At 41.4% G+C, this 22,514-nt stretch carries 22 protein-coding genes and 1 other annotated feature; of the genes, 16 read left to right on the top strand and 6 right to left on the bottom strand.

Going from position 1 to position 22,514, the window contains the following annotated elements; all coding sequences use genetic code 11:
- The first annotated feature begins 59 nt into the window (after positions 1 to 59).
- The 11 genes from M1D84_RS05395 (at position 60) to ccpA (ending at position 11,631) form a co-directional block, all read left to right on the top strand.
- Positions 60 to 1,088, top strand: coding sequence for a PTS transporter subunit IIC (locus tag M1D84_RS05395; RefSeq protein ID WP_044332407.1), 1,029 nt, complete (start codon positions 60 to 62; stop codon positions 1,086 to 1,088).
- A complete protein-coding gene (locus M1D84_RS05400; RefSeq protein ID WP_024424860.1) occupies positions 1,075 to 1,395 on the top strand; it encodes a thioredoxin family protein in 321 nt (106 codons plus the stop codon). Before M1D84_RS05395 ends, M1D84_RS05400 begins: the two co-directional genes overlap by 14 nt.
- Positions 1,396 to 1,415: 20 nt before the next feature.
- Complete coding sequence (locus tag M1D84_RS05405) at positions 1,416 to 2,228, top strand: DUF1444 domain-containing protein (RefSeq protein WP_185853775.1); 813 nt, start codon at positions 1,416 to 1,418, stop codon at positions 2,226 to 2,228.
- 16 nt (positions 2,229 to 2,244) lie between these two features.
- Entirely contained in the window at positions 2,245 to 2,850 is a 606-nt protein-coding gene (ytpR, locus tag M1D84_RS05410) for a YtpR family tRNA-binding protein (protein ID WP_185853774.1), read from the top strand.
- 196 nt (positions 2,851 to 3,046) lie between these two features.
- Positions 3,047 to 5,779, top strand: a complete 2,733-nt coding sequence (locus tag M1D84_RS05415; RefSeq protein ID WP_332285462.1) for a DNA translocase FtsK — start codon at positions 3,047 to 3,049, stop codon at positions 5,777 to 5,779.
- Positions 5,780 to 6,082: 303 nt separating this feature from the next.
- Entirely contained in the window at positions 6,083 to 7,381 is a 1,299-nt protein-coding gene (gene murC, locus M1D84_RS05420; RefSeq protein ID WP_332285461.1) for a UDP-N-acetylmuramate--L-alanine ligase, read from the top strand.
- Positions 7,382 to 7,603: 222 nt separating this feature from the next.
- A complete protein-coding gene (locus M1D84_RS05425) occupies positions 7,604 to 8,023 on the top strand; it encodes a DUF948 domain-containing protein (RefSeq protein WP_024424855.1) in 420 nt (139 codons plus the stop codon).
- A 26-nt stretch (positions 8,024 to 8,049) separates the two neighbouring features.
- On the top strand, positions 8,050 to 8,520 hold the full coding sequence (locus tag M1D84_RS05430; RefSeq protein WP_185853773.1) for a YtxH domain-containing protein: 471 nt from the start codon (positions 8,050 to 8,052) through the stop codon (positions 8,518 to 8,520).
- Between the two features lie 34 nt (positions 8,521 to 8,554).
- Positions 8,555 to 8,878, top strand: a complete 324-nt coding sequence (gene ytxJ, locus M1D84_RS05435; protein ID WP_024426177.1) for a bacillithiol system redox-active protein YtxJ — start codon at positions 8,555 to 8,557, stop codon at positions 8,876 to 8,878.
- A 222-nt stretch (positions 8,879 to 9,100) separates the two neighbouring features.
- Positions 9,101 to 10,177, top strand: a complete 1,077-nt coding sequence (locus M1D84_RS05440) for a bifunctional 3-deoxy-7-phosphoheptulonate synthase/chorismate mutase (protein ID WP_056768228.1) — start codon at positions 9,101 to 9,103, stop codon at positions 10,175 to 10,177.
- Positions 10,178 to 10,629: 452 nt separating this feature from the next.
- A complete protein-coding gene (gene ccpA / locus M1D84_RS05445) occupies positions 10,630 to 11,631 on the top strand; it encodes a catabolite control protein A (RefSeq protein WP_024424851.1) in 1,002 nt (333 codons plus the stop codon).
- A 44-nt stretch (positions 11,632 to 11,675) separates the two neighbouring features.
- On the opposite strand, the gene M1D84_RS05450 is transcribed toward ccpA, so the two are convergent.
- From M1D84_RS05450 to M1D84_RS05460, 3 genes are read right to left on the bottom strand one after another with little or no spacing between them, the layout of a single operon-like run.
- The gene (locus tag M1D84_RS05450) at positions 11,676 to 12,836 is read right to left on the bottom strand and encodes an acetoin utilization protein AcuC (RefSeq protein WP_024424850.1); all 1,161 of its coding nucleotides are present in this window, start codon (positions 12,834 to 12,836) and stop codon (positions 11,676 to 11,678) included.
- Positions 12,833 to 13,474, bottom strand: a complete 642-nt coding sequence (locus M1D84_RS05455) for a CBS and ACT domain-containing protein (protein WP_024424849.1) — start codon at positions 13,472 to 13,474, stop codon at positions 12,833 to 12,835. The genes M1D84_RS05450 and M1D84_RS05455 overlap by 4 nt, the downstream gene beginning before the upstream one ends.
- A 39-nt stretch (positions 13,475 to 13,513) precedes the next feature.
- Positions 13,514 to 14,146 carry a GNAT family N-acetyltransferase gene (locus tag M1D84_RS05460; RefSeq protein ID WP_024424848.1) on the bottom strand — a complete coding sequence of 211 codons (633 nt, stop codon included), beginning with the start codon at positions 14,144 to 14,146 and terminating at the stop codon, positions 13,514 to 13,516.
- A gap of 155 nt (positions 14,147 to 14,301) precedes the next feature.
- Between M1D84_RS05460 and acsA the strand changes: the two genes are divergently transcribed.
- Positions 14,302 to 16,026 carry an acetate--CoA ligase gene (gene acsA / locus M1D84_RS05465; RefSeq protein WP_039180671.1) on the top strand — a complete coding sequence of 575 codons (1,725 nt, stop codon included), beginning with the start codon at positions 14,302 to 14,304 and terminating at the stop codon, positions 16,024 to 16,026.
- 59 nt (positions 16,027 to 16,085) lie between these two features.
- Positions 16,086 to 16,317 (top strand) — a binding site (T-box leader).
- 52 nt (positions 16,318 to 16,369) lie between these two features.
- Positions 16,370 to 17,638 carry a tyrosine--tRNA ligase gene (gene tyrS / locus M1D84_RS05470; protein WP_111926295.1) on the top strand — a complete coding sequence of 423 codons (1,269 nt, stop codon included), beginning with the start codon at positions 16,370 to 16,372 and terminating at the stop codon, positions 17,636 to 17,638.
- Positions 17,639 to 17,724: 86 nt separating this feature from the next.
- Here the strand turns inward: tyrS and M1D84_RS05475 are convergent, their stop codons facing one another.
- Positions 17,725 to 18,081 (bottom strand): antibiotic biosynthesis monooxygenase family protein, encoded by a 357-nt coding sequence (locus M1D84_RS05475; protein WP_332285458.1) that lies wholly within the window; start codon positions 18,079 to 18,081, stop codon positions 17,725 to 17,727.
- Positions 18,082 to 18,288: 207 nt separating this feature from the next.
- On the opposite strand from M1D84_RS05475, the gene M1D84_RS05480 reads away from it, so the two are divergent.
- The 3 genes from M1D84_RS05480 (at position 18,289) to M1D84_RS05490 (ending at position 20,830) form a co-directional block, all read left to right on the top strand.
- Positions 18,289 to 18,930: an esterase/lipase family protein gene (locus tag M1D84_RS05480; RefSeq protein WP_024424844.1), complete on the top strand. Its 642-nt coding sequence runs from the start codon at positions 18,289 to 18,291 to the stop codon at positions 18,928 to 18,930.
- 396 nt (positions 18,931 to 19,326) lie between these two features.
- Positions 19,327 to 19,875 (top strand): hypothetical protein, encoded by a 549-nt coding sequence (locus tag M1D84_RS05485; protein ID WP_024424843.1) that lies wholly within the window; start codon positions 19,327 to 19,329, stop codon positions 19,873 to 19,875.
- Positions 19,876 to 20,263: 388 nt separating this feature from the next.
- Entirely contained in the window at positions 20,264 to 20,830 is a 567-nt protein-coding gene (locus M1D84_RS05490) for a cysteine hydrolase family protein (RefSeq protein WP_024424841.1), read from the top strand.
- A gap of 44 nt (positions 20,831 to 20,874) precedes the next feature.
- Here M1D84_RS05490 and M1D84_RS05495 read toward each other — a convergent pair whose 3' ends face one another.
- The gene (locus tag M1D84_RS05495; protein WP_024424840.1) at positions 20,875 to 21,429 is read right to left on the bottom strand and encodes a hypothetical protein; all 555 of its coding nucleotides are present in this window, start codon (positions 21,427 to 21,429) and stop codon (positions 20,875 to 20,877) included.
- A gap of 297 nt (positions 21,430 to 21,726) precedes the next feature.
- On the bottom strand, positions 21,727 to 22,329 hold the full coding sequence (gene rpsD, locus M1D84_RS05500) for a 30S ribosomal protein S4 (protein WP_024424838.1): 603 nt from the start codon (positions 22,327 to 22,329) through the stop codon (positions 21,727 to 21,729).
- Between the last annotated feature and the right edge of the window lie 185 nt (positions 22,330 to 22,514).

Raw genomic sequence — 22,514 nt, forward strand, 5'->3', positions numbered from 1 at the left:
TATAATGGGAAGGACAGGCCTCTTCGTCTTTCCTATGAGAAAGCAGGAAGACGACGTTGATGACTTATTTGAAAAGAAAGGGGATATCCCTTTCACTAAAGGTGTATTTCATTGATGCACTTTCTTATATGGCTTTAGGTCTATTTGCTACATTAGTGGTAGGTCTGATTTTAAAAACAGCAGGCGGTCTGTTATCACTTTCTCTCATTGTGAAAATGGGTACGCTTGCTATGGGACTGATGGGACCGGCAATTGGCGTAGCAGTTGCTTATCGCTTAAATGCTTCTCCATTAATCATTTTTGCAAGTGTTGTCTCAGGTGCTGCTGGAGCAGAGCTTGGGGGTCCTGCTGGAAGCTTTGCCGCAGCATTAATTGGTGTGGAACTCGGCAAGCTGGTCAGTGGTGAGACAAGAATTGATATTATTTTAACGCCGCTTGTCACCATTATCACTGGCTTTTTCACCGCTGCTTTCATCGGACCTGGGATTGAAGCCATGATGACAGGGCTCGGCAGGCTCATTATGTGGGGGACAGACCAAAGCCCGCTGATCATGGGCATGCTGGTAGCGACCATTGTTGGACTTGCCCTCAGTTCTCCGATCTCAAGTGCTGCACTTGCGCTTATGCTTGACTTAAGCGGAACCGCTGCTGGTGCTGCAACGATTGGCTGCTGTGCTCAAATGGTTGGCTTTGCTGCTGCAGGCTTTAGAGAAAATCGCTTTGGCGGTCTTGCGGCTGTCGGCATTGGAACGTCAAAATTGCAGCTTTCGAACATTGTGAAAAATCCCCTCATCCTGATTCCGCCGACGATTGCTGGTCTGATTCTCGCGCCAATTGGTATTATTGGCTTTGGGATGGTCAATAATGCGGCAGGAGCGGGAATGGGAACGAGCGGCCTTGTTGGACAGCTCATGACCCTGACCGTCATGGGGTTTCATCCATCTGTGTTTCTGGCGATAGCTCTCTTGCATATCGTTGGCCCGGCAGTGATTAGTTTGGTAGTATCAGAATGGATGAGAAAGAAAGGCTACATACAATACGGAGATTTAACCATACAAACTGGAGGAATGAAACATGAAAAAAATTGAATCAAACGAAGAATTACAAAAAGTGATTCAAGAAGACTTAACAGTATTGCTATTTTCAGCTGACTGGTGCCCGGACTGCACATTTATTGAGCCATTCTTGCCAGAGCTTGAAGCAAACTACCCAGAATTTGAGTACTTCTATGTTGATAGAGACAAGTTCATTGACACTTGTGCAGAGTGGGAAATTTACGGCATTCCAAGCTTTTTAGTCTTTAAAAACGGACAAGAGATTAACCGCTTTGTCAGCAAAGATCGTAAGACAAAGGAAGAGATTGAAGCATTTTTAACAGATTCTCTTTCTAAATAACGAAAGGAGAGTCTAAAACGATGGCAAAAATGACATCAAGACAGCTTGCGAATGAACTCAAAAGCCGTCTGACGAACGCCAGCTGGTCACACCAGTTTGACCGGGAAAAAGATACGCTTCGTATTGAAGATAAACAAACAGGCAAAGGCATCACACTAGAGCTCCCGCCAATTATTGCAAAGTGGGAAGTAAAGCCTGATGAAACCATCGATGAGATCGTTTATTATGTGAAAGAAGCGCTGAGTGCGATGAAAGGCGAAGCGCAGCACATTTCTGGAAAAGAAAAGCAGATCTATCCAGTCATTCGTTCCACTTCCTTTCCTGAGGCATCAAGTGATGGAATTCCCCTCGTGTTTGATGAGCATACAGCAGAAACGAGAATCTACTATGCACTTGATCTTGGAAGCACCTACCGATTAATTGATGAAAAGATGCTTCAAAAGGAAAACTGGACAAAAGAGCGAATTAGAGAAACCGCCAGCTTCAACGTCCGTTCGCTAGAAACTGTAGTGAAAATGGATGAAGTGGCAGGCAACCGGTTTTATTTCTTCCGTGCAAATGACGGATATGACGCCAGCAGACTTTTAAATGAATCGTTATTACAAGAATACGCGCAAAAAATAGAAGGACAAATGGCGATTTCTGTTCCCCATCAAGATGTATTCATCATTGCTGATGTTCGCAATGATTCAGGCTATGATATTTTAGGACAGATGTCGATGAGCTTCTTCGCCAGCGGTACGGTTCCGATTACCGCATTATCATTTTTATATGATGAGGGGAAGCTTGAACCGATCTTTATACTTGCAAAAAGCAGACCAAAACAGCAGTAGAAGGGAATTTTGAAGAATGAACGTTTTTTATAATGCAGAAGGTGTAGGCGACACACTCCTTATTTCATTGAAAGATGTGACGAGAAAAGAAGTAGGTCATGAGACGTTTGGAGATGTTGTACGAATCTTCAATCAAGAAACAAAAGAAACAACAGGCTTTAATATCTTCAATGCATCCACATACATGAAAATTGAAGAAAACGGATCTGTCCCGCTTTCTGAAACCATTGTTCAAGATATCAATGAAATTTTAAACCGCAACGGTGTCAGTGAAACGTTGACTGTGGATCTATCACCAAAATTTGTTGTCGGCTATGTGAAGGAAAAAGAAAAGCATCCGAACGCAGATAAATTAAACATTTGCCAAGTTGATGTGGGCGATGAAACCTTACAAATCGTGTGCGGTGCACCAAACGTTGACCAAGGCCAATATGTCGTGGTGGCGAAGGTCGGTGCAGTGATGCCAAGCGGTATGGTCATCAAAGATGCTGAGCTTAGAGGCGTTCCATCAAGCGGCATGATCTGTTCAGCGAAAGAGTTAGATCTTCCAGACGCACCTGCTGAAAAAGGGATTCTTGTTTTAGATGGAAGCCATCAAGCTGGCGAACCCTTTAAAGCGTAACCTCCCATAAACGGACACATAGGAGCGAAGAATGTGTTATACCAAAAGTCACTAAGTACGTACTTAGTGACTTTTTTTCATCTACAGACAGCATGAACAGCAAAAAGCGGCACTTTTCTCGCTTTTCTGCATGAAAAAGCAATGGTATACTAAAAATCGCCCAAGAAAACGTAAGGGGAGTTAAAGTGAGTGATAAATGATGAGTTGGTTAGATAAATTTTTTAGTGTATTTTTAGGAGAAGAAAAGAAAGAAGAAAAAGCTGCAAGACCTGAAGAAGATCTAGCTGCACCAAAGCAGCCAGCTTTTGAACCGCATAAAGAATATAAAAAAATCGAAGATACGAAAGTGTATTATGAATATCCAAAAGGGAACTTTCGCTTTCCGCTCGTTCCAGATGAACCTCAGCGCGATGGAATGAAGCCGGAGAGAAGACGCGCCAAACCAAGCCAGTCAAAGACCAGACAGACAACCTATCAGCCTAAACAAACGCTTCAGCCTGATATGAATAAAAAGCCATTCAAACCAGAGCAAATTCCATCACCGATCTATGGCTATCATCAGGATATGCGTCCAAAACGGGCAGATGCAAAAGAAGAAACAGCTTCAGTTCAAAGGAAAGCAGCAGAAGAAACGGCGCAGCGTGTCACACTGTTATCAGAAGAGGCAGAGCGTGAACGGAATGTCAGACAGCAAATGAACATCCCGTCAATACAGAAAGAAAAACGTATCGAGGAAATGGTTTCAGCGTCAGCAGAAGAGAGAGCAGATAAGGAGCCAGCAGTAACCCCGCATACATTACAAGAGGAACTCGCTTATCAAGATCATGTTCAATCGACGATGGAACGTTTAACTGACGAGTCTTTCATCGAGCCAGAAGAAAACGAGCCAGAAGATCATCATGAAGCTGATTTACATAAGCAGCAAGCCGAAGTCTATCAGGAGCAGCCGGTAGAGTCTGAGCCAGAACAGGCTGCCTCAAGCAATGACGAAGAAATAAAAGACGAGCCTGTCAATCAGTTTGAAGAGCATACTGAGGAAATAGAGATGTTGACCTTCGAAACACCGGAACCTTCGCAGCCAGCGATTGAAATGGAAGTAGACATTCCAGCAGAAGAAGCGGCGTTAACAGAAAACATTTCAGCAGAACCGGTGGAAGAAGTAGAAGCTGATCCAATAGAAGACAAACAAGAAGAAGCGCCAGCGGCAGCATTTGAAGAAGCTGAGCCAGTCAAACATGACCTGCCGGAAGATCAGCTGGTTCAAGAAGCTGAAATTGAAGAAGATCAAGCGGTGCCAGTAGAGCAAGTAAGAGAGGAACAAACTGCATCTGAACCGGCAGAAACGGTCATAGAACTGACAGAGCAGCAAGAACAAACGCAGGAAGTCAAGAAAGAAGAACCAAAACAGACATCTCCGCAGCCACAACGCACAAGCGGTCAAACCTCCACGGTTCCTTTTAATGTCATGATGTTAAAAAGCGACCAGCGCGTGCAAGGGCAAAAGAAAGCAGCCGATACACAAGGATATGTTTTTCCAAGTCTCGCCCTTTTAGACGTACCGCCAGCTCAAAAAGAAGAGGACGGGACATGGGTGAAAGAGCGGGCTGAGCTGCTCAATGCGACACTTAAAAATTTCAACGTAAGAGCAAGTGTGGTTCATGTCACACAGGGACCTTCTGTAACAAGGTTTGAAGTACATCCAGAACCAGGTGTCAAAGTGAACAAAATCACGAACCTGTCAGATGATATTAAACTTAGTTTGTCCGCAAAGGATATTCGAATTGAAGCCCCGATTCCAGGAAAGAACACAATCGGGATCGAAGTGCCAAACCTGCACAGTAAAATGGTGTTCTTAAGAGAAATGATCAGAAGCAGTGCGTTTAGAGACAATCCATCTCCTTTAACAGCGGCACTCGGATTAGATATTTCAGGCCAGCCTGTCGTGGTTGATCTGCAAAAAATGCCCCATGGCTTAATTGCCGGAGCCACTGGTTCAGGAAAAAGCGTCTGCATTAATACGATTTTAGTGAGCTTAATGTTTAAAGCATCACCAGATGAAGTGAAAATGCTCTTAATTGACCCTAAAATGGTTGAATTAGCGCCGTATAATCACATTCCGCATCTTGTGAGTCCCGTCATTACCGATGCCAAGACAGCAACAGCTGCTCTGAAATGGGTAGTGGATGAAATGGAAAGACGCTATGAACTATTTGCACACTCTGGCGTGAGAGAAATTAAACGATTCAATGAGCTTGTGAAAGAAAAACAAATGGGTGAAAAACTGCCTTATCTCGTCGTGGTGATCGATGAGCTGGCTGATTTAATGATGGTCGCACCAAATGAAGTCGAAGAAAGCATCTGCCGAATTGCACAGAAAGCAAGAGCATGCGGCATTCACTTATTGATTGCGACACAAAGACCTTCTGTTGATGTCATTACAGGTCTCATTAAAGCCAATATCCCAACAAGAATTGCGTTTTCTGTTTCAAGTCAGGTGGATTCAAGAACGATCATTGACATGGCAGGTGCAGAAAAGCTTCTCGGAAAAGGAGACATGCTCTTCTTAGAAAATGGCTCTGGCAAGCCGACAAGGCTTCAAGGGAACTTTGTATCAGACCGCGAGATTGATCAAGTGGTAGCACATGTGAGAAAGCAGCGTAAGCCCGTGTTCCTTTTTGAACAGGAGGAACTAATGCTGCAAGGCTCTGCGATTACAGACGAAGATGAATTGTTTATGGATGCCTGCCGTTTTGCCATCGAGCAGAATAGCGCTAGTACATCAAGTTTGCAGCGAAGATTTAGAATTGGCTACAATCGTGCAGCCAGGTTGATTGACATGATGGAACGCGAGGGCATGATATCTGGTGCGAAAGGCAGTAAGCCAAGAGAAGTACTCATGACACTGAGTGACTTAGAACAGTTGATCTAAACAAACCACTTCATTTTTTTCGTAAACATGGTATGATAGCACATAGGTGCAATTTTGTAATTGGACACTTTTCGCATGTCTGCCAGAACGCTTTTTAATGTAAAATAAGCGGAAACAGGTGTTAGAAATGGGAAAGTTGTCGGATACTAATCATAGTTAATATTGATTAGAATAGGAAGATCGGAAAAAAATCTTTATTTGGAGCTGCGATCTGTGATCAGCTAGAGGCAAAAATCACAAGTTGCAAATTGAAATGAGCGTCATATACTGTAAGTCAGATAGACGTTTGTTGGAGGTACAATTATGACTGTTTATCATTTTGTTGGAATAAAAGGGACAGGTATGAGTCCACTGGCCCAAATTCTTCATGATACTGGGTATACTGTCCAAGGATCGGATATCGAAAAACATATCTTTACACAAAAAGCATTAGAAGAACGAAATATTAAAATTCTACCATTTGACCCAGACAATATTCAGCCAGGGATGACGGTCATCGCAGGAAATGCATTCCCTGATACACACCCTGAGATTGAACGTGCCCTTTCTGAAGGGATTCCTGTCATTCGCTACCATAAATTCCTTGGAGAATACATGGATTCATTCACAAACGTTGCGATTACTGGTGCTCATGGAAAAACATCGACAACAGGACTGCTTGCTCACGTCATGCAGGCAGCCAAACCTACTTCGTACTTAATCGGTGATGGATCTGGAATGGGGAAAGAAAACAGCGAGTATTTTGTATTTGAAGCATGCGAATACCGCAGACACTTCCTCAGCTATCATCCAGACTATGCGATCATGACCAATATTGATTTTGATCACCCTGATTATTTCTCGGATATTGATGACGTGTTTGATGCATTTCAAAACATGGCGCTTCAAGTGAAAAAAGCCATTATTGCCTGTGGTGATGATGAGCACTTGCCAAAAATTCAAGCGAAGGTACCTGTTGTGTACTACGGTTTCAACGAAGAAAATGATTTCCAAGCTCGCAATGTTGTGAAAAATACGGAAGGCACTACATTTGATGTATTTGTACGCAATACGTTTTATGATACCTTCTACATTCCTGCCTACGGAAATCATAATGTCCTCAACTCGTTAGCTGTCATTGCATTATGTCACTATGAGTCCATTGATGTAGAGCTTATCAAAGGCGCATTAATGACATTTGGCGGTGTGAAACGACGCTTTAATGAAAAAGTGGTCGGTGAGCAGGTCTTAATTGACGATTATGCACATCATCCAACTGAAATTGAAGTCACGATTGAAGCAGCTCGCCAAAAATATCCGGACCGTGATATTGTAGCTGTCTTCCAGCCGCATACGTTCACACGTACACAACAATTCTTAAGTGAATTTGCTGACAGTCTAAAGAAAGCCGACTATGTCTACCTTTGTGATATTTTCGGTTCAGCCCGTGAAAACATTGGGAAGCTGAGCATTGAAGATTTACGAGAAAAAATCCCGCAGGCCCAATTAATTGAGGAAGAAGATACATCTGTGCTGAAAACGCACGAAGATGCGATTCTGATCTTTATGGGAGCAGGAGACATTCAGAAATATTTGCGTGCTTATGAAAAAGTTGCTGTATAAATGCTTAAAAAAGTGCCGTTTCACACGGCACTTTTTTTATTTTGAATAAAATGTGACAAAAGGGCTAAATGTGTCAACATGCGGCGCTTTTTTTCGTTCGCTGTGGACAGGAATTAGCGAATAAGTGTAGAATTATTATTCAATCGGTCATTCTAGGCGATGTTTGAATGATACAACGAGAGGGTAATGAATTGAATATGCCCGCAGCAAAGGAGGTATCAGATGATTATTATTCTATATCTAAGCGTTGCACTGATCGCAATTGCTTTCCTCATTCTTGTCATCTATTTGTCCAAAACATTAAAATCCTTACAGCTGACATTAAAGAATGTTGCATCAACTTTAGAAGGTCTTGAAGGTCAGATGCAAGGCATCACCACAGAGACAGCACAGTTGCTACATAAGACGAATCAGCTTGCTGAAGATATTCAAGACAAATCGGCAAAACTTAACACAGTTGTGGATGCGGTGCAGGGAATTGGCGGCTCGATCAACCAATTTAATACAAGCATAAAGCAGGCAGCTGGTGCGGTTTCTTCATCCGTTGAAAGAAATCAAGAAAAAGTGACGGATGTGGTTAGCTGGAGTAACGCAGCACTTGAAATTTATAAAAAATGGAAACAGCGTAAACACCAAAAATAAACCATATTCGCATAGGAGGAATAATCATGAGCAAAGACGGAATCAATAGCAAAGACTTTTTGATCGGAACACTTATTGGTGGAATTGTTGGTGCAACAACAGCATTATTTTTAGCACCGAAGTCAGGGAAAGAGCTTCGCGATGATTTGAACACCCAAGCGAATGCGTTAAAAGAAAAAACAGACCGGCTCACAACAGATGCAAAAGAAAGAGGCACTGAATATGTGACGATTGCGAAAGATAAAACGTCTGAATTGTCTCAGCTTGTAGCAGAGCAGTCAAACCAGATTTTAGACAAAGTGAAAGACATAAAAGAGCGAGCAGCTGGAAAAGCTAATAAAGTGAAAAGTGAAGCAGAAGATGCGGCAGCGGATTTGGCAAGCGAAGCATCTGATGCAGCAGATGAAGCAAAAGTACGAGCACAAGAAGCAAAGTCAGAAATTGAAGACGGCATCAAAGATGTCAAAGAAAAAGTAGAACAATCTACTAAAGGCTAACGCTCACTGCTAAGAAGTGAAGAAGGAGAACATCATGTCAAAACAACTCATTGAAACAGAAGAACAGTTTGATCAACTAACGAATCAAGATGGGACCTTTGTCTTTTTTAAGCACAGTTTGACATGTCCGATCAGCCAAGCGGCTTTTCAAGAGTTTGAAGCATTTGCGTCTGCACATGAAGATGTACCTGCGTATTTCTTACAAATTCAAAACACGAGAGAGCTTTCATCCTATGTGACGGAAAAGTCTGGAGTAAAGCATGAAAGTCCACAGGCACTCATCTTTAGCGGTGGAAAAGTAAAATGGCATGCTTCTCACTCAAGCATTACAAAAGAAGCGCTTGAACATAATCTGTAAAAGAAAGAAACGTCAGCAGCGGCTGACGTTTTTTTTTATAAAAAAGGTTTACTTGAACAAAAAGTATGCTATAATCTTACATACGATACTTTACCGCTTAAAAGCGTTTGGGTAATAAAGAAAATTTTCGTGACAATTCCGAAATCTTTGTTTATAATAAACCCTATCATGCAAGAATGAAAAAATAAAAAGCGAGAGCAGGCAGAGGAAAGGATGACAAAAATGAGCAACAATGAATTAGAAAAATTGAGGCAGCAAGCAGATGAACTAAATCTTCAAATCTTAAAACTGATCAATGACAGAGGAAACATTGTCAAAGAAATTGGAAAAGCGAAAGAAGCGCAAGGTGTCAACCGTTATGATCCTGTCAGAGAGCGCACAATGCTGAACCAAATTCTTGAAGAAAATGATGGGCCATTTGAAAATTCAACGATTCAACATATTTTCAAAGAGATTTTCAAAGCAGGTCTAGAGCTTCAAGAAGATGACCACAGCAAAGCACTTCTTGTTTCTCGTAAGAAAAAACCAGAAAACACAATCGTGAATATCAATGGGGAAGCGATCGGTGATGGAAAGCAGCGTTTCATCGTTGGACCATGTGCCGTTGAAAGCTACGAGCAAGTCGCAGAAGTAGCGGCAGCAGCAAAACAGCAGGGATTAAAACTACTTCGCGGTGGCGCATTTAAACCTCGCACAAGTCCATATGATTTCCAAGGACTTGGTGTAGATGGTCTAAAGATTCTAAAGCGTGTAGCGGATGAATACGGTCTTGCTGTCATTAGTGAAATTGTCAATCCTGCTCATATTGAAGAAGCGATTGAGCATATCGATGTCATCCAAATTGGGGCACGTAACATGCAAAACTTCGAGCTATTAAAAGAAGCCGGTTCCGTGAAGAAACCAGTTCTTTTAAAACGCGGTCTTGCAGCGACCATTTCAGAATTCATCAATGCAGCTGAATACATCATCGCCCAAGGAAATGATCAAATCATCCTTTGCGAGCGCGGTATCCGCACATACGAAACAGCGACAAGAAATACACTAGATATCTCGGCAGTGCCAATCTTGAAACAAGAGACACATTTACCAGTCTTCGTTGATGTGACGCATTCAACTGGACGTAGAGATCTTCTCCTTCCAACAGCAAAAGCAGCTCTTGCGATTGGAGCAGACGGTGTCATGGCAGAAGTACATCCAGATCCATCTGTTGCTCTATCTGATTCAGCGCAGCAAATGGACATTCCACAATTCGAAAAATGGTTAGATGCGTTAAGACCACTTGTCAACATTCACGCGTAATCATAGATAGAAATAGCCGCCGGATGACTGCCCGGCGGTTTTTTTATGGAAAAAATACCATGAGGTTTGGGAATGAAAGGAAGAAAGCACATTGCAAGCCCAAAAAGTGCTTGTTCACAATGTTTTCATTTTTAAAATTCGATAGAATCTGCTAAGATCATTGTCATAGCTGGCGTTCTCGATGCTTTTTTATGAAATATGATTCAAATTACAGGTAACAAGCTGATTAAAGTTTGTTTAATTTAGTTATAAAAAGAAAGGGAACGTTTTCATATGACAAAAAAACGTGTATAATTTCATAAAAGAATGTCATTTTGATGTAGATTGAAAAATTATGTGTCTCTTTTCATCGTTTTAATGACAAATAGGATATTATTTTCCTCGTATCTGACATGTCTCTATCCAATTGGTGAATGCTATAGATATGAAGTGTATTTGAAGGAGTGATTTATGTGAATAATGTTACAATATATGATGTAGCAAGAGAAGCAAATGTAAGTATGGCAACGGTATCACGCGTAGTAAATGGTAATCCAAACGTAAAACCAACAACAAGAAAAAAGGTGCTTGAAGCGATTGATCGCCTTGGCTATCGTCCAAATGCAGTGGCACGAGGCCTTGCAAGTAAAAAAACAACGACAGTTGGGGTCATCATCCCTGATATTTCTAGTATCTTCTATTCAGAATTAGCACGCGGTATTGAAGATATCGCCACGATGTATAAATACAACATCATTTTAAGTAACTCAGATCAAAATACGGATAAAGAGCTTCATTTGTTAAATACGATGCTGGGCAAACAAGTAGACGGAATTGTCTTTATGGGCGGAAACATCACAGATGTGCATGTGGAAGAATTTAAGCGCTCTCCTGTACCGATTGTGCTTGCAGCATCTGTTGAAGAACAGGCTCAAACACCATCGGTTAACATCAACTATGAGCAGGCGATTTATGATTCCGTTCAGCTGTTAGTTGAAAAAGGACATAAACGAATTGCGTTTGTTTCTGGTCCAATGTCAGAGCCAATTAATTCCGTGAGAAAGCTTGCAGGTTATAAGCGTGCGCTTGAAGAAGCAGGTATCGCGTTTGACGATGCACTTGTCGCTGAAGGTGATTACTCTTATGACTCTGGAATTGAAGCACTTGCTCATCTGCTTGAGCAGTCTGACAAACCGACAGCTGTTATCGCAGCTACAGATGAAATGGCGCTAGGTGTCATTCACGGAGCACAAGACAGAGGGGTCTCCATTCCTGAAGATTTAGAAGTGATTGGCTTTGATAATACAAGACTTTCACTCATGGTGCGTCCTCAGCTGACAACAGTTGTTCAGCCGACATATGATATTGGTGCTGTTGCCATGAGACTGCTCACAAAACTGATGAACAAAGAACAAGTGGACGATCAAATTGTTGAGCTTCCGCACAGAATTGAAGAAAGACAATCAACAAAATAAAACAAAAAAAGCAGGCTTACCTTATGAGGGAAAGCCTGCTTTTCTTATGCCTTTTTCTTTTCTCTTCTAACAGGCATGAGTGCTTTTTCTACTGTTTGAGCATTTTTTTCTGTGATTTCTGCTTTTCTTGGGATCGGTGGATATAAATCGTCAGGATCTTTCCATGTAGGTGGAAGGGTAACAGGCGATTGCTTATTCCATGCCTGAATCCAGTCCTGAGGGAGCTCATCTGGCGGTGTAATGCCTTTCATCTCAAGCCAAATGCGGCTCCACGCTCTTGGAACGACGCGCCAAATATCATATCCCCCTCCGCCAACAGCGATCCACTTGCCGTCACAATATTGATGCGCAAGCTCATGAGCAAGTCTAGGAATTTCTTCATATATTTTCATGGTGGCAGATAAATGAGTTAACGGGTCATAGTAGTGTGCATCTGCCCCATTTTGCGTCAAAATCACATCTGGTTTAAAAAAAGCAGCAATCTCAGTCACTGCTGTTCGGTATGCTTCGAGGAACGATTCATCTTCCGTAAATGCATCTAGCGGAATATTATAGGCGTAGCCATAGCCTTTATCGTGGCCTCTTTCCTGTACTTGTCCGGTTCCAGGGAACAAGTAGCGTCCCGTTTCATGAATGGAGACTGTACATACCTCTGGGTCGTCATAGAAGCTGAACTGGACACCATCGCCGTGATGAGCATCCGTATCAATATATAAAATTCTAGCGCCATATGTCTTTTGAATATATTGAATCGCCACAGAGCTGTCATTATAAATACAAAAGCCAGATGCACGCCCTTTGAATCCGTGGTGAAGCCCGCCGCCAAGATTGAGGGCATGCTGCGAATGCCCGAGCATCACTTGGTCAACCGCTGTTAATGTTCCGCCAACAAGAAGAGATGCCGCCTCATGCATGCCTGCGAACATTGGTGTATCCTCAGTGCCAAGACCGTAGCGTTCACCCTCTGCTGTAGACAGCTTTCCTTCACTTGCCCGCTGCACAGCCTGGATATAATCTGCTGTATGGACGAGCTTTAATTCCTCCAGAGTAGCCATACGTGGTGCAACGATTTCATCCTCTGTTAACGCCTTCATTTTTTGAAGAAGATCATAAGTTAAGTAGACCCGAAGCTGATTGAAGGGATGATCTTGGTTAAATTGGTACGTTTGAAAAGATGGTGAAAAAACAAAGGTCGCTTCCTTCATTTGATCGTCTGCTCCATAGGCCAGAGCACTTTATAGCCTTTTGCGCGAATCAGCTTCGTCACATGATCTGCATGAATGGTTTGAAGGCGGAAGACGAGCACTTTAGATGCCTCATTGGCATGCGGGTACACAAGCACACTCAGCAATTGAATATGCTGCTCCTTTAAAATGGCCGTAATGTCTGCGAGGCCTTCTGTCATCTGCTCGACTTCAACCTCTAAGTGCGACCCAGGCTGATCTGCACCTGTCAGTCTTACAAACGTACGAAGCAGATCTGTTTTTGTGATAATGCCTACAAGCTTGCCGCGTCTCACCACTGGAAGACAGCCAATTCCGTGCTCAAAAAAGACACTTGATATCTCTTCAACGAAATCAAGCGGGTGAGCCGTGATCGTCTCTAATACCATGATCTCTTCTACCGGCCGCTGAATAAAGAGCTTCCTTTTCTCTGTTTCAAAAATACTTGGACTGGCATTTTTAATATCCCGATCAGTCACCATCCCAATGACAGATCCTTGATCAGATACGATCGGAATATGCCGGATGTGGTGTGCACTCATTTTTTGAATGGCCTCTTCAATCGTATCGGTTTTTCGCAGCGTGATCACATCACGCTCCATAATTTGTTCAATCATCATTGTTTACCAATCCCCTTTGCCAAAAAAACGAATTGAACGTTAATACATAAAGCGCTGATGGAAGCGAAGACGATCGAAACGCTCGATCGAATCAGGACTCACATGTTTCCCAATTCTGGCCATTAAACAATTGGCTGGATGTGAGCTAATCTCTGGCTCGTCTGTTGCAAACCAGACAAGACCGCCTGCGTTCATCATTTTCTCCATCATTTTGCGGTACTCCCAAACGTTTTTCTTTGTCCCCTTTAAATCCCAATGCCAGTAATATTCAGTTGTAATGATGATGTAATTCTCCATTTGCTCATCCATCATGCTCACATCAAGCAAATGCTTGCCAAGTGAGCATCCTCTAAATGGAGGAGCGACCTCAATCGCGCCAAGCTCAATTAAATTATCCATTTTGCCCTCTGACCAGCGCTCAAGTGGATCAGGATACAAATACGTGACATAGCCTACGACGAGCTCATTCGCTCTTGCAATGATAATACGTCCTTCTGGAAGATCTGCTATTTCAACAAGTGCTTGTTTCTGTTCCTCAGGCGTGCGAAATGCCGTTAGTCCTTCATGAAACGTATAGTTCGCAAGCTCTGATGCAGGTACCGGTCCTTCAATCAGGATGGAACCTGTTTCTCGCTCAATGGTTTTTGAATAATAAGTTTTAGGATGCTCCACGTATCCACCGCCCCTAATTCTAGTGAGTCGTCTCTATTCTATCTTAAATCTTGCAATAATTAAAACGGTTTCATCAGAAGTTTTTTAAAAATTGAGAAAAAAAGTCATCTATACTATAATGGTCATTGTAAACGTATGCAAAGGGGGACTGTTTGATGAAATTGGAAACGCTACCATCAGTAAAAGGGGATTATCATTTAAATGATTATGAGCAGGCATACAAAGATTTTTCATGGGAGGAAGCTAGAAAAAACTTCTCCTGGTATGAAACAGGAAAAATAAATGCAGCCTATGAAGCGATTGACAGACATGCGGACTCGTTTCGTCAGAACAAGGTGGCGCTTCACTACAAAGATTCACAGCGGGATGAAAAGTATACGTTCAGGGATATGAAAATCAACACAAATAAAGCGGGAAATCTATTCAGAGAAAAGGCACATGTAGAAAAAGGGGATCGCGTGTTTATCTTTATGCCAAGATCACCTGAGCTCTATTTTCTTCTGCTTGGTGCGGTTAAAATTGGAGCAATCGTTGGCCCGTTATTTGAGGCATTTATGGAAGGTGCTGTCAAAGACCGTTTAGAGAATAGCGAGGCAAAGGTGATCGTGACAACACCTGATCTGCTTGAGCGAATTCCATTTGCAGAGCTTCCGAAGCTTGAATCTGTCATCATTGTCGGCGGTGAAAACGAAGACGTCGATGGTGTGCGGACAATTCACTATGAAAAGGCGTTTGAGGAGTCAGCAAAGGAGCTTGAGATTGAATGGATGGATGAAAAAGACGGCTTCCTGCTTCATTACACATCAGGATCTACTGGTACGCCAAAAGGTGTGCTTCATGTCCATGGTGCAATGGTCCAGCAAGGCCAGACTGGTAAATGGGTGCTTGACTTGAAAGAGGATGACGTTTACTGGTGTACAGCTGATCCAGGCTGGGTTACAGGCACAGTGTACGGTATTTTTTCACCGTGGTTAAATGGGGCGACGAATGTGATTTTAGGCGGCCGGTTTAATCCTGATACGTGGTATGAAACCATTGAATCACTCGGTGTAACCGTTTGGTACAGTGCCCCGACCGCCTTTAGAATGCTCATGGGGGCAGGGGATGATCTCATTCAAAAATATGACCTCAGCTCGCTCCGCCATGTCTTAAGTGTGGGAGAGCCGCTTAATCCAGAAGTCATCCGCTGGGGAGATGCTGTTTTTGGCAAGAGAATTCACGACACTTGGTGGATGACAGAAACGGGTGCACAGCTGATTTGTAATTATCCATGCATGGACATCAAGCCAGGCTCGATGGGAAAACCGATTCCAGGCGTAGAAGCGGCAATTGTCGATAATGCAGGAAATGAACTTCCGCCATACCGGATGGGCAACCTTGCGATTAAAAAAGGCTGGCCTTCTATGATGCATACGATCTGGAACAATCCTGAAAAATATGAATCTTACTTTATGCCGGGAGATTGGTATGTTTCAGGAGATTCAGCTTATATGGACGAAGACGGATACTTTTGGTTCCAGGGACGTGTCGATGATGTCATCATGACGTCAGGAGAGCGGGTCGGTCCATTTGAGGTGGAAAGTAAACTGGTCGAACATCCAGCTATTGCGGAGGCTGGTGTCATTGGAAAGCCAGATCCGGTCCGCGGTGAAATTATTAAAGCATTTATAGCGCTTAGAAGCGGATATGAGCCGACAGATGAGCTGAAAGAAGAGATTCGTACATTTGTGAAAAAAGGACTCGCAGCACATGCGGCACCGCGAGAAATTGAGTTCAAAGACAAACTGCCGAAAACGAGAAGCGGAAAAATTATGAGACGTGTGCTAAAGGCGTGGGAGCTGAATTTACCTGCTGGCGACCTTTCGACAATGGAAGATTAAATTTTTTCATCAGTTGACTTGATATCAAAAGTGTGTTAAAAATGACATTAGTTGAATATGAAAAGGTTTTGACTGAGATTCAGTAGAATGATCTTTCCCTGTTGAAGAGAGCTGACGGCTGGTGCGAGTCAGTACAAAGAGATATTCGAATTACCCTCACGAACCGCTTTTACGAAAAGGAGCATGCCCTGATTAGTGAAAGAACGGATCTGTCCGTTATCAGTGTAAGTGAAAAGACGAGATTTTTTGTCTTTTAAGCAGGGTGGTACCGCGATATATATCGTCCCTTCGTTCATTCGAAGGGGCGTTTTTTTGTTGAATTGTAAAAAAAGGAGATTTGGAAATGAGTCAATTGATGGAAGAGCTATCGTTCAGAGGATTAATTCAGCAGCAAACAGATGAAGAAGGTTTAACAAAATTATTAGCAGAAGAAAAAATCAAACTATACTCCGGCTTTGATCCGACAGCTGACAGCTTACACATTGGTCATCTATTGCCAATTTTAACATTACGCAGATTCCAAGAAGCAGGTCATCATCCGATTGCTCTTGTTGGCGGCGCAACTGGACTAATCGGCGACCCTAGCTTCAAAAAAGCAGAACGTTCACTCAACCCAGCAGAAATCGTCGAACAGTGGTCAGAAAAAATCAAAGGACAGCTGTCTCAATTTCTTGATTTTGAAGCAGGGGAGAATCCAGCCGTTATCGTGAATAACTACGACTGGATCAGCCAAATGAATGTCATCACGTTCCTTCGTGATGTTGGAAAGAACTTTGGTGTAAACTTCATGCTGGCAAAAGATATCGTGAGCTCACGTATCGAAACAGGGATTTCTTACACAGAATTCAGCTACGTTATCCTGCAGTCTTTAGACTTCTTAAACCTTTACAGAAATGAAAATTGTAAGCTGCAAATCGGCGGAAGTGACCAGTGGGGAAATATCACATCTGGACTTGAGCTGATCCGTAAGTCTGAAGCAGAAGGGGCAAAAGCATTTGGTCTGACGATGCCGCTTGTCACAAAAGCAGACGGCACAAAGTTTGGTAAAACAGAAGGCGGCGCCATCTGGTTAGATAAAGAAAAAACGTCTCCATACGAGTTCTACCAATTCTGGATCAACACAGATGACCGTGATGTCGTGAAATACTTAAAATACTTTACGTTCTTATCAAAAGAAGAGATCGCATCGTACGAAGAAAAAGTGCAAACAGCACCTGAAAAGCGTGAAGCGCAGCGCCGTCTAGCAGAGGAAGTGACAACACTTGTACATGGCCGTGAATCACTAGAACAGGCTGTTAACATCTCAAATGCGCTATTTAAAGGTGAGATCAAATCTCTTACAGCTGAAGAAGTGAAAGTAGGCTTTAAGGATGTTCCATCAATGGAGAAAAGCAGCGCAGAAGAATTAACACTAGTCGATATCCTTGTGGAATCAAAGCTGTCTCCATCAAAGCGTCAAGCGCGTGAAGATATCACAAATGGTGCTGTCTCCATCAACGGAGAAAGACAAACAGATAAAGATTATGTTCTTTCCGCTGACGACCGAATTGAAAACCAATTTACCGTTTTAAGAAGAGGGAAAAAGAAATACTTCCTCGTGACGTATAAATAAATCTTTATGAAACAGTAAGCATCATGGAAAAGCACCCCAAATGTTCGTATACATTGAGGTGCTTTTCTTTTTTATGTAGAAGTAGCTCATTCGTCTGCTTCTTGTTCAAGGAGTGAATCTTTGTTTGTATAAGCATGTTCTACCTTACAAATTCGGGTTGTATAGGATTCATACCAATCTTTTTTCCCCTTTTTTTGAACACGCTGATGTGCTGTATGTGCTTTCCATTCTTTGATGGCTTCTAATGAATCCCAGTAAGAGACAGTGATTCCAACACCATGTTCATCTCGTACACTTTCTATTCCAAGAAACCCATCTAGATCTTTCGCTAATTCTTTCATTTTTTGAGCAGCTGCATCGTATTCTTTCTGCTCGACATTTGTTCGTTTTGATGTGAAAATCGCGGCATAGTAGGGTGGTGCAGGTGTTTGAGTAAATAGCATCTAGTAGAACCTCCTTAGTCTATTGATATTATATATGAAAGAAAGAAGGTCTCGTAGTCTTTTTGTTTTAATTTAAAAAAGTCCAAGGTGCTTTTTGATTATTTATATTTTTGTAAAATCATCTCATAAACATTACCTTGTTCACTTTTCTGACATATTTTTCTTGTATAAAATAGAGTCGTATAAGATGAATAAGGGGGAATGAAAGTGATGTTTGTTAAGAAAAGGAGTTTGCAAATTCTCATTGCGCTTGCATTGGTGATTGGTTCAATGGCTTTTATCCAGCCGAAAGAGGTGAAGGCGGCTGAGCATAATCCGGTTGTGATGGTACACGGCATTGGCGGTGCCTCTTATAACTTTTTTTCTATTAAAAGTTATTTGGCCACACAAGGCTGGGATCGAAACCAATTATATGCTATCGATTTCATAGACAAAACAGGAAATAACCGCAACAATGGTCCGCGTCTATCCAGATTCGTCAAAGATGTGTTAGACAAAACGGGTGCCAAAAAAGTAGATATTGTGGCTCATAGTATGGGCGGAGCGAACACATTATACTATATTAAGAATCTAGATGGCGGCGATAAAATTGAAAACGTTGTCACAATTGGTGGAGCAAACGGACTCGTTTCAAGCAGAGCATTACCAGGCACAGATCCAAATCAAAAAATTCTTTACACATCTGTCTACAGCTCAGCTGATCTCATCGTCGTCAACAGCCTCTCTCGTTTAATTGGCGCAAGAAACGTTCTGATCCATGGCGTTGGCCATATCGGTCTATTAACCTCAAGCCAAGTGAAAGGCTACATTAAAGAAGGACTGAACGGCGGAGGACAGAATACGAATTAAAAAAACGAAAAGACAGCGGCATATGCTGTCTTTTTTTTGTTAACGGTGAAAAAAGATTGTTTTTTATATTTAATATGAATCTAGAGGGAGATTAAAGTCCCGCTTTGTAATAACAATATCATTATAATAGTAGTTGTTTTGACTAGTGATTAATAACTAGTATGTTTAATAAATAATATGTACGAGGTGCTCTATACTTGCTGATTGGTTTAATTTTAGTATGAGCATATAAATATGAAAATAATACATTATAGAATAAAACTTTTATCTCAATAAATGAATGGAAAAGGATGTTATAGTATGTAGATGTTAGGGGGGAAGCGAATGTTTCATCTAAGAAGTTCACTCTTTAGATTACATATAGATTTTTAAATATTGCATTTCAAGGGGGATATAATGAGAAACAAATTATTCTTTAAAAAAACAACTTTTATTATGATAGCATTATTTTTGGGTTTTTCCGTTATTGCTTCACCAATCGCAGCTGCCAAATCAAACTCTAATGAAGAAAGTGTGAATTTACTGGCTAAAGATTTAAAATTTTTAATGGAGACAGCTAGTATATATGATCAAAATAATCAGTTGGTTGGCTTTAATTTTGAAAAATTAAGAGAGAGATTTGGAGATACAAAAGAATTTACAATCTTAGAAAATGAAATAAAACAAAGTGGAATTCAATTAGAAAAGTCTTCAGATTTAAAAACTCAGGATGCTAAAGGAACTTGGGGCGATTGTATGATTGATTCATTAAAGGATCATTTTGGGGTGGCAATGATAGAAGTGGCTTTAACTGGTGGTCTTTGGAGCTATCTTGAAAAGAAGGCTTATAAAGAAGCTGCTAAGCTTTTATTGAAGATTGGCATTGGGGGAAATGTTATCGGTTTAGTAGCCTTCCTTACTTGGTATTCAGCTAAATGCATGGAGGGAAGAGGTCCATGGGCATAATTAACCGGCTTAATATAATAGGAGGAAGACAATGATGCAAAAACTAAAGTTATATTTCTTAGGTTATTTCCTTTATTTTCCTTTATCTTTTTTCATCATCTATTTCATATGGATGTTTATGGTCAAATCAGATAAACTATTTGATGTTTTTTCTAACAGTACATCAATCATTGGAATATATTATATAATTGTCAGTGTATTTTTTGTTTTTTTACTTCGTTCCAAATTTAAAGATGCTAATAGAATAAATTAAATTCATTGAAAAAGAAGCTGGTAAGTCTGCAAATGACTTCTAGGTTCTTTTTTCAATTTAATAAAAACATGTACAAAACGTCCGCTATTCCTTACACTACATGTAGTGAATGTGAATATTCGGAGGTGGGCGTTTGTGAAAACGAATCAAAAGGCTTTCATCATTGTAGATGTACAAAAAGCGTTCGAGCATGAAAAATGGGGAGAACGCAATAATCTAGAGGCAGAGGAGAATATTAGCCGGCTATTGACGTTTTGGAGAGAGAAGGGCTGGAAAGTGATTCATATTCAGCATACATCCGACAATCCGGACTCTGTATTTCATCCAGCAAATGAAGGGCACCTTTTCAAAGATATGGCTAAACCGCTAGAGGAAGAAACAGTGATACAAAAGAAAGTCAACAGCAGCTTTATAGGGACAAGCCTGGAGGAACAACTAAGGTCAAATCAGATTGACACGGTCGTAATTGCAGGACTCACAACACCTCACTGCGTATCAACAACCACAAGAATGAGCGGAAATCTTGGCTTTGATACGTATCTGATCTCAGATGCAACAGCCGCCTTTGGACTAACAGATCAAACTGGTACATATTTTGACCCAGATACGATCCACCGGCTCTCACTTGCAACCCTGCATGATGAATTTGCGACTGTCATGACAACAGAGCAGCTCATCGCAAAATGGACAAGTCCAGAATAAAAGTTTGAAAGCTCCTAGAAAGAAATCTAGGAGCTTTTTTTATGCTAAGTATATGTGTCCAGCGATTGTTTTCGTTGTTTCTTACGTGAGTAAACAAGATCAATCTCAATAAATAAAAAACTGACAAAGAATGATAAAATCAATACGCCGTCATCCCCTATCGATACATTCATAAAGTTTAAGTAAAGGACATACTTGATGGAGAGATGTAAAACGATCCAAGAACTCACCCATTCCAAAGCATAAGTGAGCCATACAGGAAGTTTAAGGAGATAAGCCAGTCCTTTTCCTATGAATAGAAGGACAGGTGACCAAAAAACGACGATAACACTCACGAACAAAGAGAAAGAGATCAAAGAAAAAAACGAATCATACGTGATGGTTTCTCCAAAAAGAAAATTCACGCCTAATACGGTGATGTATAGCAATACACTTGGAACCGCGATCACAAAGCAGATAGAAAAAAAGAGCAGGAAGATAAACAGACATGCAGCAAATCTATTGGGCGGCTCATCGATAACCTGTTTTTTTCTTAAAAGAGAATAGGCGATCACTGATAAGATTAAAAGTAAGAATAGAATGATTATGATACTAAACATGGAACTCCTCCATCTAAGTACTATAGAAGACCATACGACTGATATGTCATTCATCATTATTGTACCAATAGGAAATAGGCAATTCAATGAATTATTTCCTATATTTGTATTTAAAAATCAAGACAGGTTTGATCGAAGTAAGAATGGAGCAGGCAGCCGGGGAAAATAAGTGTTGAAAATGGAAGATGACTTCAAATGATTTCATGTATAATTGAGAACATACAAAAAAACCCTAGAAATCCTTGAACAATCAAGGGATCTAGGGTTTGTTTGCTCTCTCTTAGAGAAGTAATGAAATTAACGAGAGTAGAACTCAACGATTAGTTGTTCGCTGATTTCAGGCGCTAATTCAGAACGCTCTGGAAGACGAGTGAAAGTTCCTTCAAGCTTTTCAGCATCGAAAGAAAGGTATTCAGGAACGAAGTTGTTTACTTCAACTGATTCTTTCACTACTGCAAGGTTTTGAGATTTCTCACGAAGAGCAATCGTTTGACCTGGTTTCACAGAGAAAGATGGGATGTCTACACGGCTTCCATCAACAAGGATGTGACCATGGTTTACTAGCTGACGAGCTTGGCGGCGAGTACGAGCAAGGCCAAGACGGTATACTAGGTTGTCAAGGCGAGTTTCAAGAAGGATCATGAAGTTTTCACCTTGTTTACCAGGAAGTTTAGCAGCTTTGTCATATAGTGTACGGAATTGACGTTCGTTGACACCGTACATGTGACGAAGCTTTTGCTTCTCTTGTAATTGTAAACCGTATTCAGAAAGTTTTTTGCGTTGTCCTGGACCATGTGGGCCTGGAGCGTAAGGGCGTTTTTCAAGTTCCTTACCTGTTCCGCTTAATGAAATGCCTAAACGGCGGGAAATCTTCCAACTTGGACCTGTATAGCGAGCCATAATGTGACTCCTCCTTATTGTTTTTATTTGTGAAAAATAAAAACCGTCTGTTCTTCCTCTTTTTCGTCATTATGTTTTCATGCATCCTCGCTCCAGCAGCAGGGAGTTACAAGATGCACCTTCATAATATAGAAGGAACAAAATGATACAAAAAAGCCGAACAAAAAGGCTGCCATATTTCACAC

The organism is Bacillus sp. PK5-006, from assembly GCF_054161415.1.

What these genes read in the sequence shown, in the direction of transcription:
- M1D84_RS05395 (WP_044332407.1), top strand. Translation starts at nt 60, where the DNA reads ATGACTTATTTGAAAAGAAAGGGGATATCCCTTTCACTAAAGGTGTAT.
- M1D84_RS05400 (WP_024424860.1), top strand. Translation starts at nt 1,075, where the DNA reads ATGAAAAAAATTGAATCAAACGAAGAATTACAAAAAGTGATTCAAGAA.
- M1D84_RS05405 (WP_185853775.1), top strand. Translation starts at nt 1,416, where the DNA reads ATGGCAAAAATGACATCAAGACAGCTTGCGAATGAACTCAAAAGCCGT.
- ytpR (WP_185853774.1), top strand. Translation starts at nt 2,245, where the DNA reads ATGAACGTTTTTTATAATGCAGAAGGTGTAGGCGACACACTCCTTATT.
- M1D84_RS05415 (WP_332285462.1), top strand. Translation starts at nt 3,047, where the DNA reads ATGATGAGTTGGTTAGATAAATTTTTTAGTGTATTTTTAGGAGAAGAA.
- murC (WP_332285461.1), top strand. Translation starts at nt 6,083, where the DNA reads ATGACTGTTTATCATTTTGTTGGAATAAAAGGGACAGGTATGAGTCCA.
- M1D84_RS05425 (WP_024424855.1), top strand. Translation starts at nt 7,604, where the DNA reads ATGATTATTATTCTATATCTAAGCGTTGCACTGATCGCAATTGCTTTC.
- M1D84_RS05430 (WP_185853773.1), top strand. Translation starts at nt 8,050, where the DNA reads ATGAGCAAAGACGGAATCAATAGCAAAGACTTTTTGATCGGAACACTT.
- ytxJ (WP_024426177.1), top strand. Translation starts at nt 8,555, where the DNA reads ATGTCAAAACAACTCATTGAAACAGAAGAACAGTTTGATCAACTAACG.
- M1D84_RS05440 (WP_056768228.1), top strand. Translation starts at nt 9,101, where the DNA reads ATGAGCAACAATGAATTAGAAAAATTGAGGCAGCAAGCAGATGAACTA.
- M1D84_RS05450 (WP_024424850.1), bottom strand. Translation starts at nt 12,836, where the DNA reads ATGAAGGAAGCGACCTTTGTTTTTTCACCATCTTTTCAAACGTACCAA.
- M1D84_RS05455 (WP_024424849.1), bottom strand. Translation starts at nt 13,474, where the DNA reads ATGATGATTGAACAAATTATGGAGCGTGATGTGATCACGCTGCGAAAA.
- acsA (WP_039180671.1), top strand. Translation starts at nt 14,302, where the DNA reads ATGAAATTGGAAACGCTACCATCAGTAAAAGGGGATTATCATTTAAAT.
- tyrS (WP_111926295.1), top strand. Translation starts at nt 16,370, where the DNA reads ATGAGTCAATTGATGGAAGAGCTATCGTTCAGAGGATTAATTCAGCAG.
- M1D84_RS05475 (WP_332285458.1), bottom strand. Translation starts at nt 18,081, where the DNA reads ATGCTATTTACTCAAACACCTGCACCACCCTACTATGCCGCGATTTTC.
- M1D84_RS05485 (WP_024424843.1), top strand. Translation starts at nt 19,327, where the DNA reads ATGAGAAACAAATTATTCTTTAAAAAAACAACTTTTATTATGATAGCA.
- M1D84_RS05495 (WP_024424840.1), bottom strand. Translation starts at nt 21,429, where the DNA reads ATGTTTAGTATCATAATCATTCTATTCTTACTTTTAATCTTATCAGTG.
- rpsD (WP_024424838.1), bottom strand. Translation starts at nt 22,329, where the DNA reads ATGGCTCGCTATACAGGTCCAAGTTGGAAGATTTCCCGCCGTTTAGGC.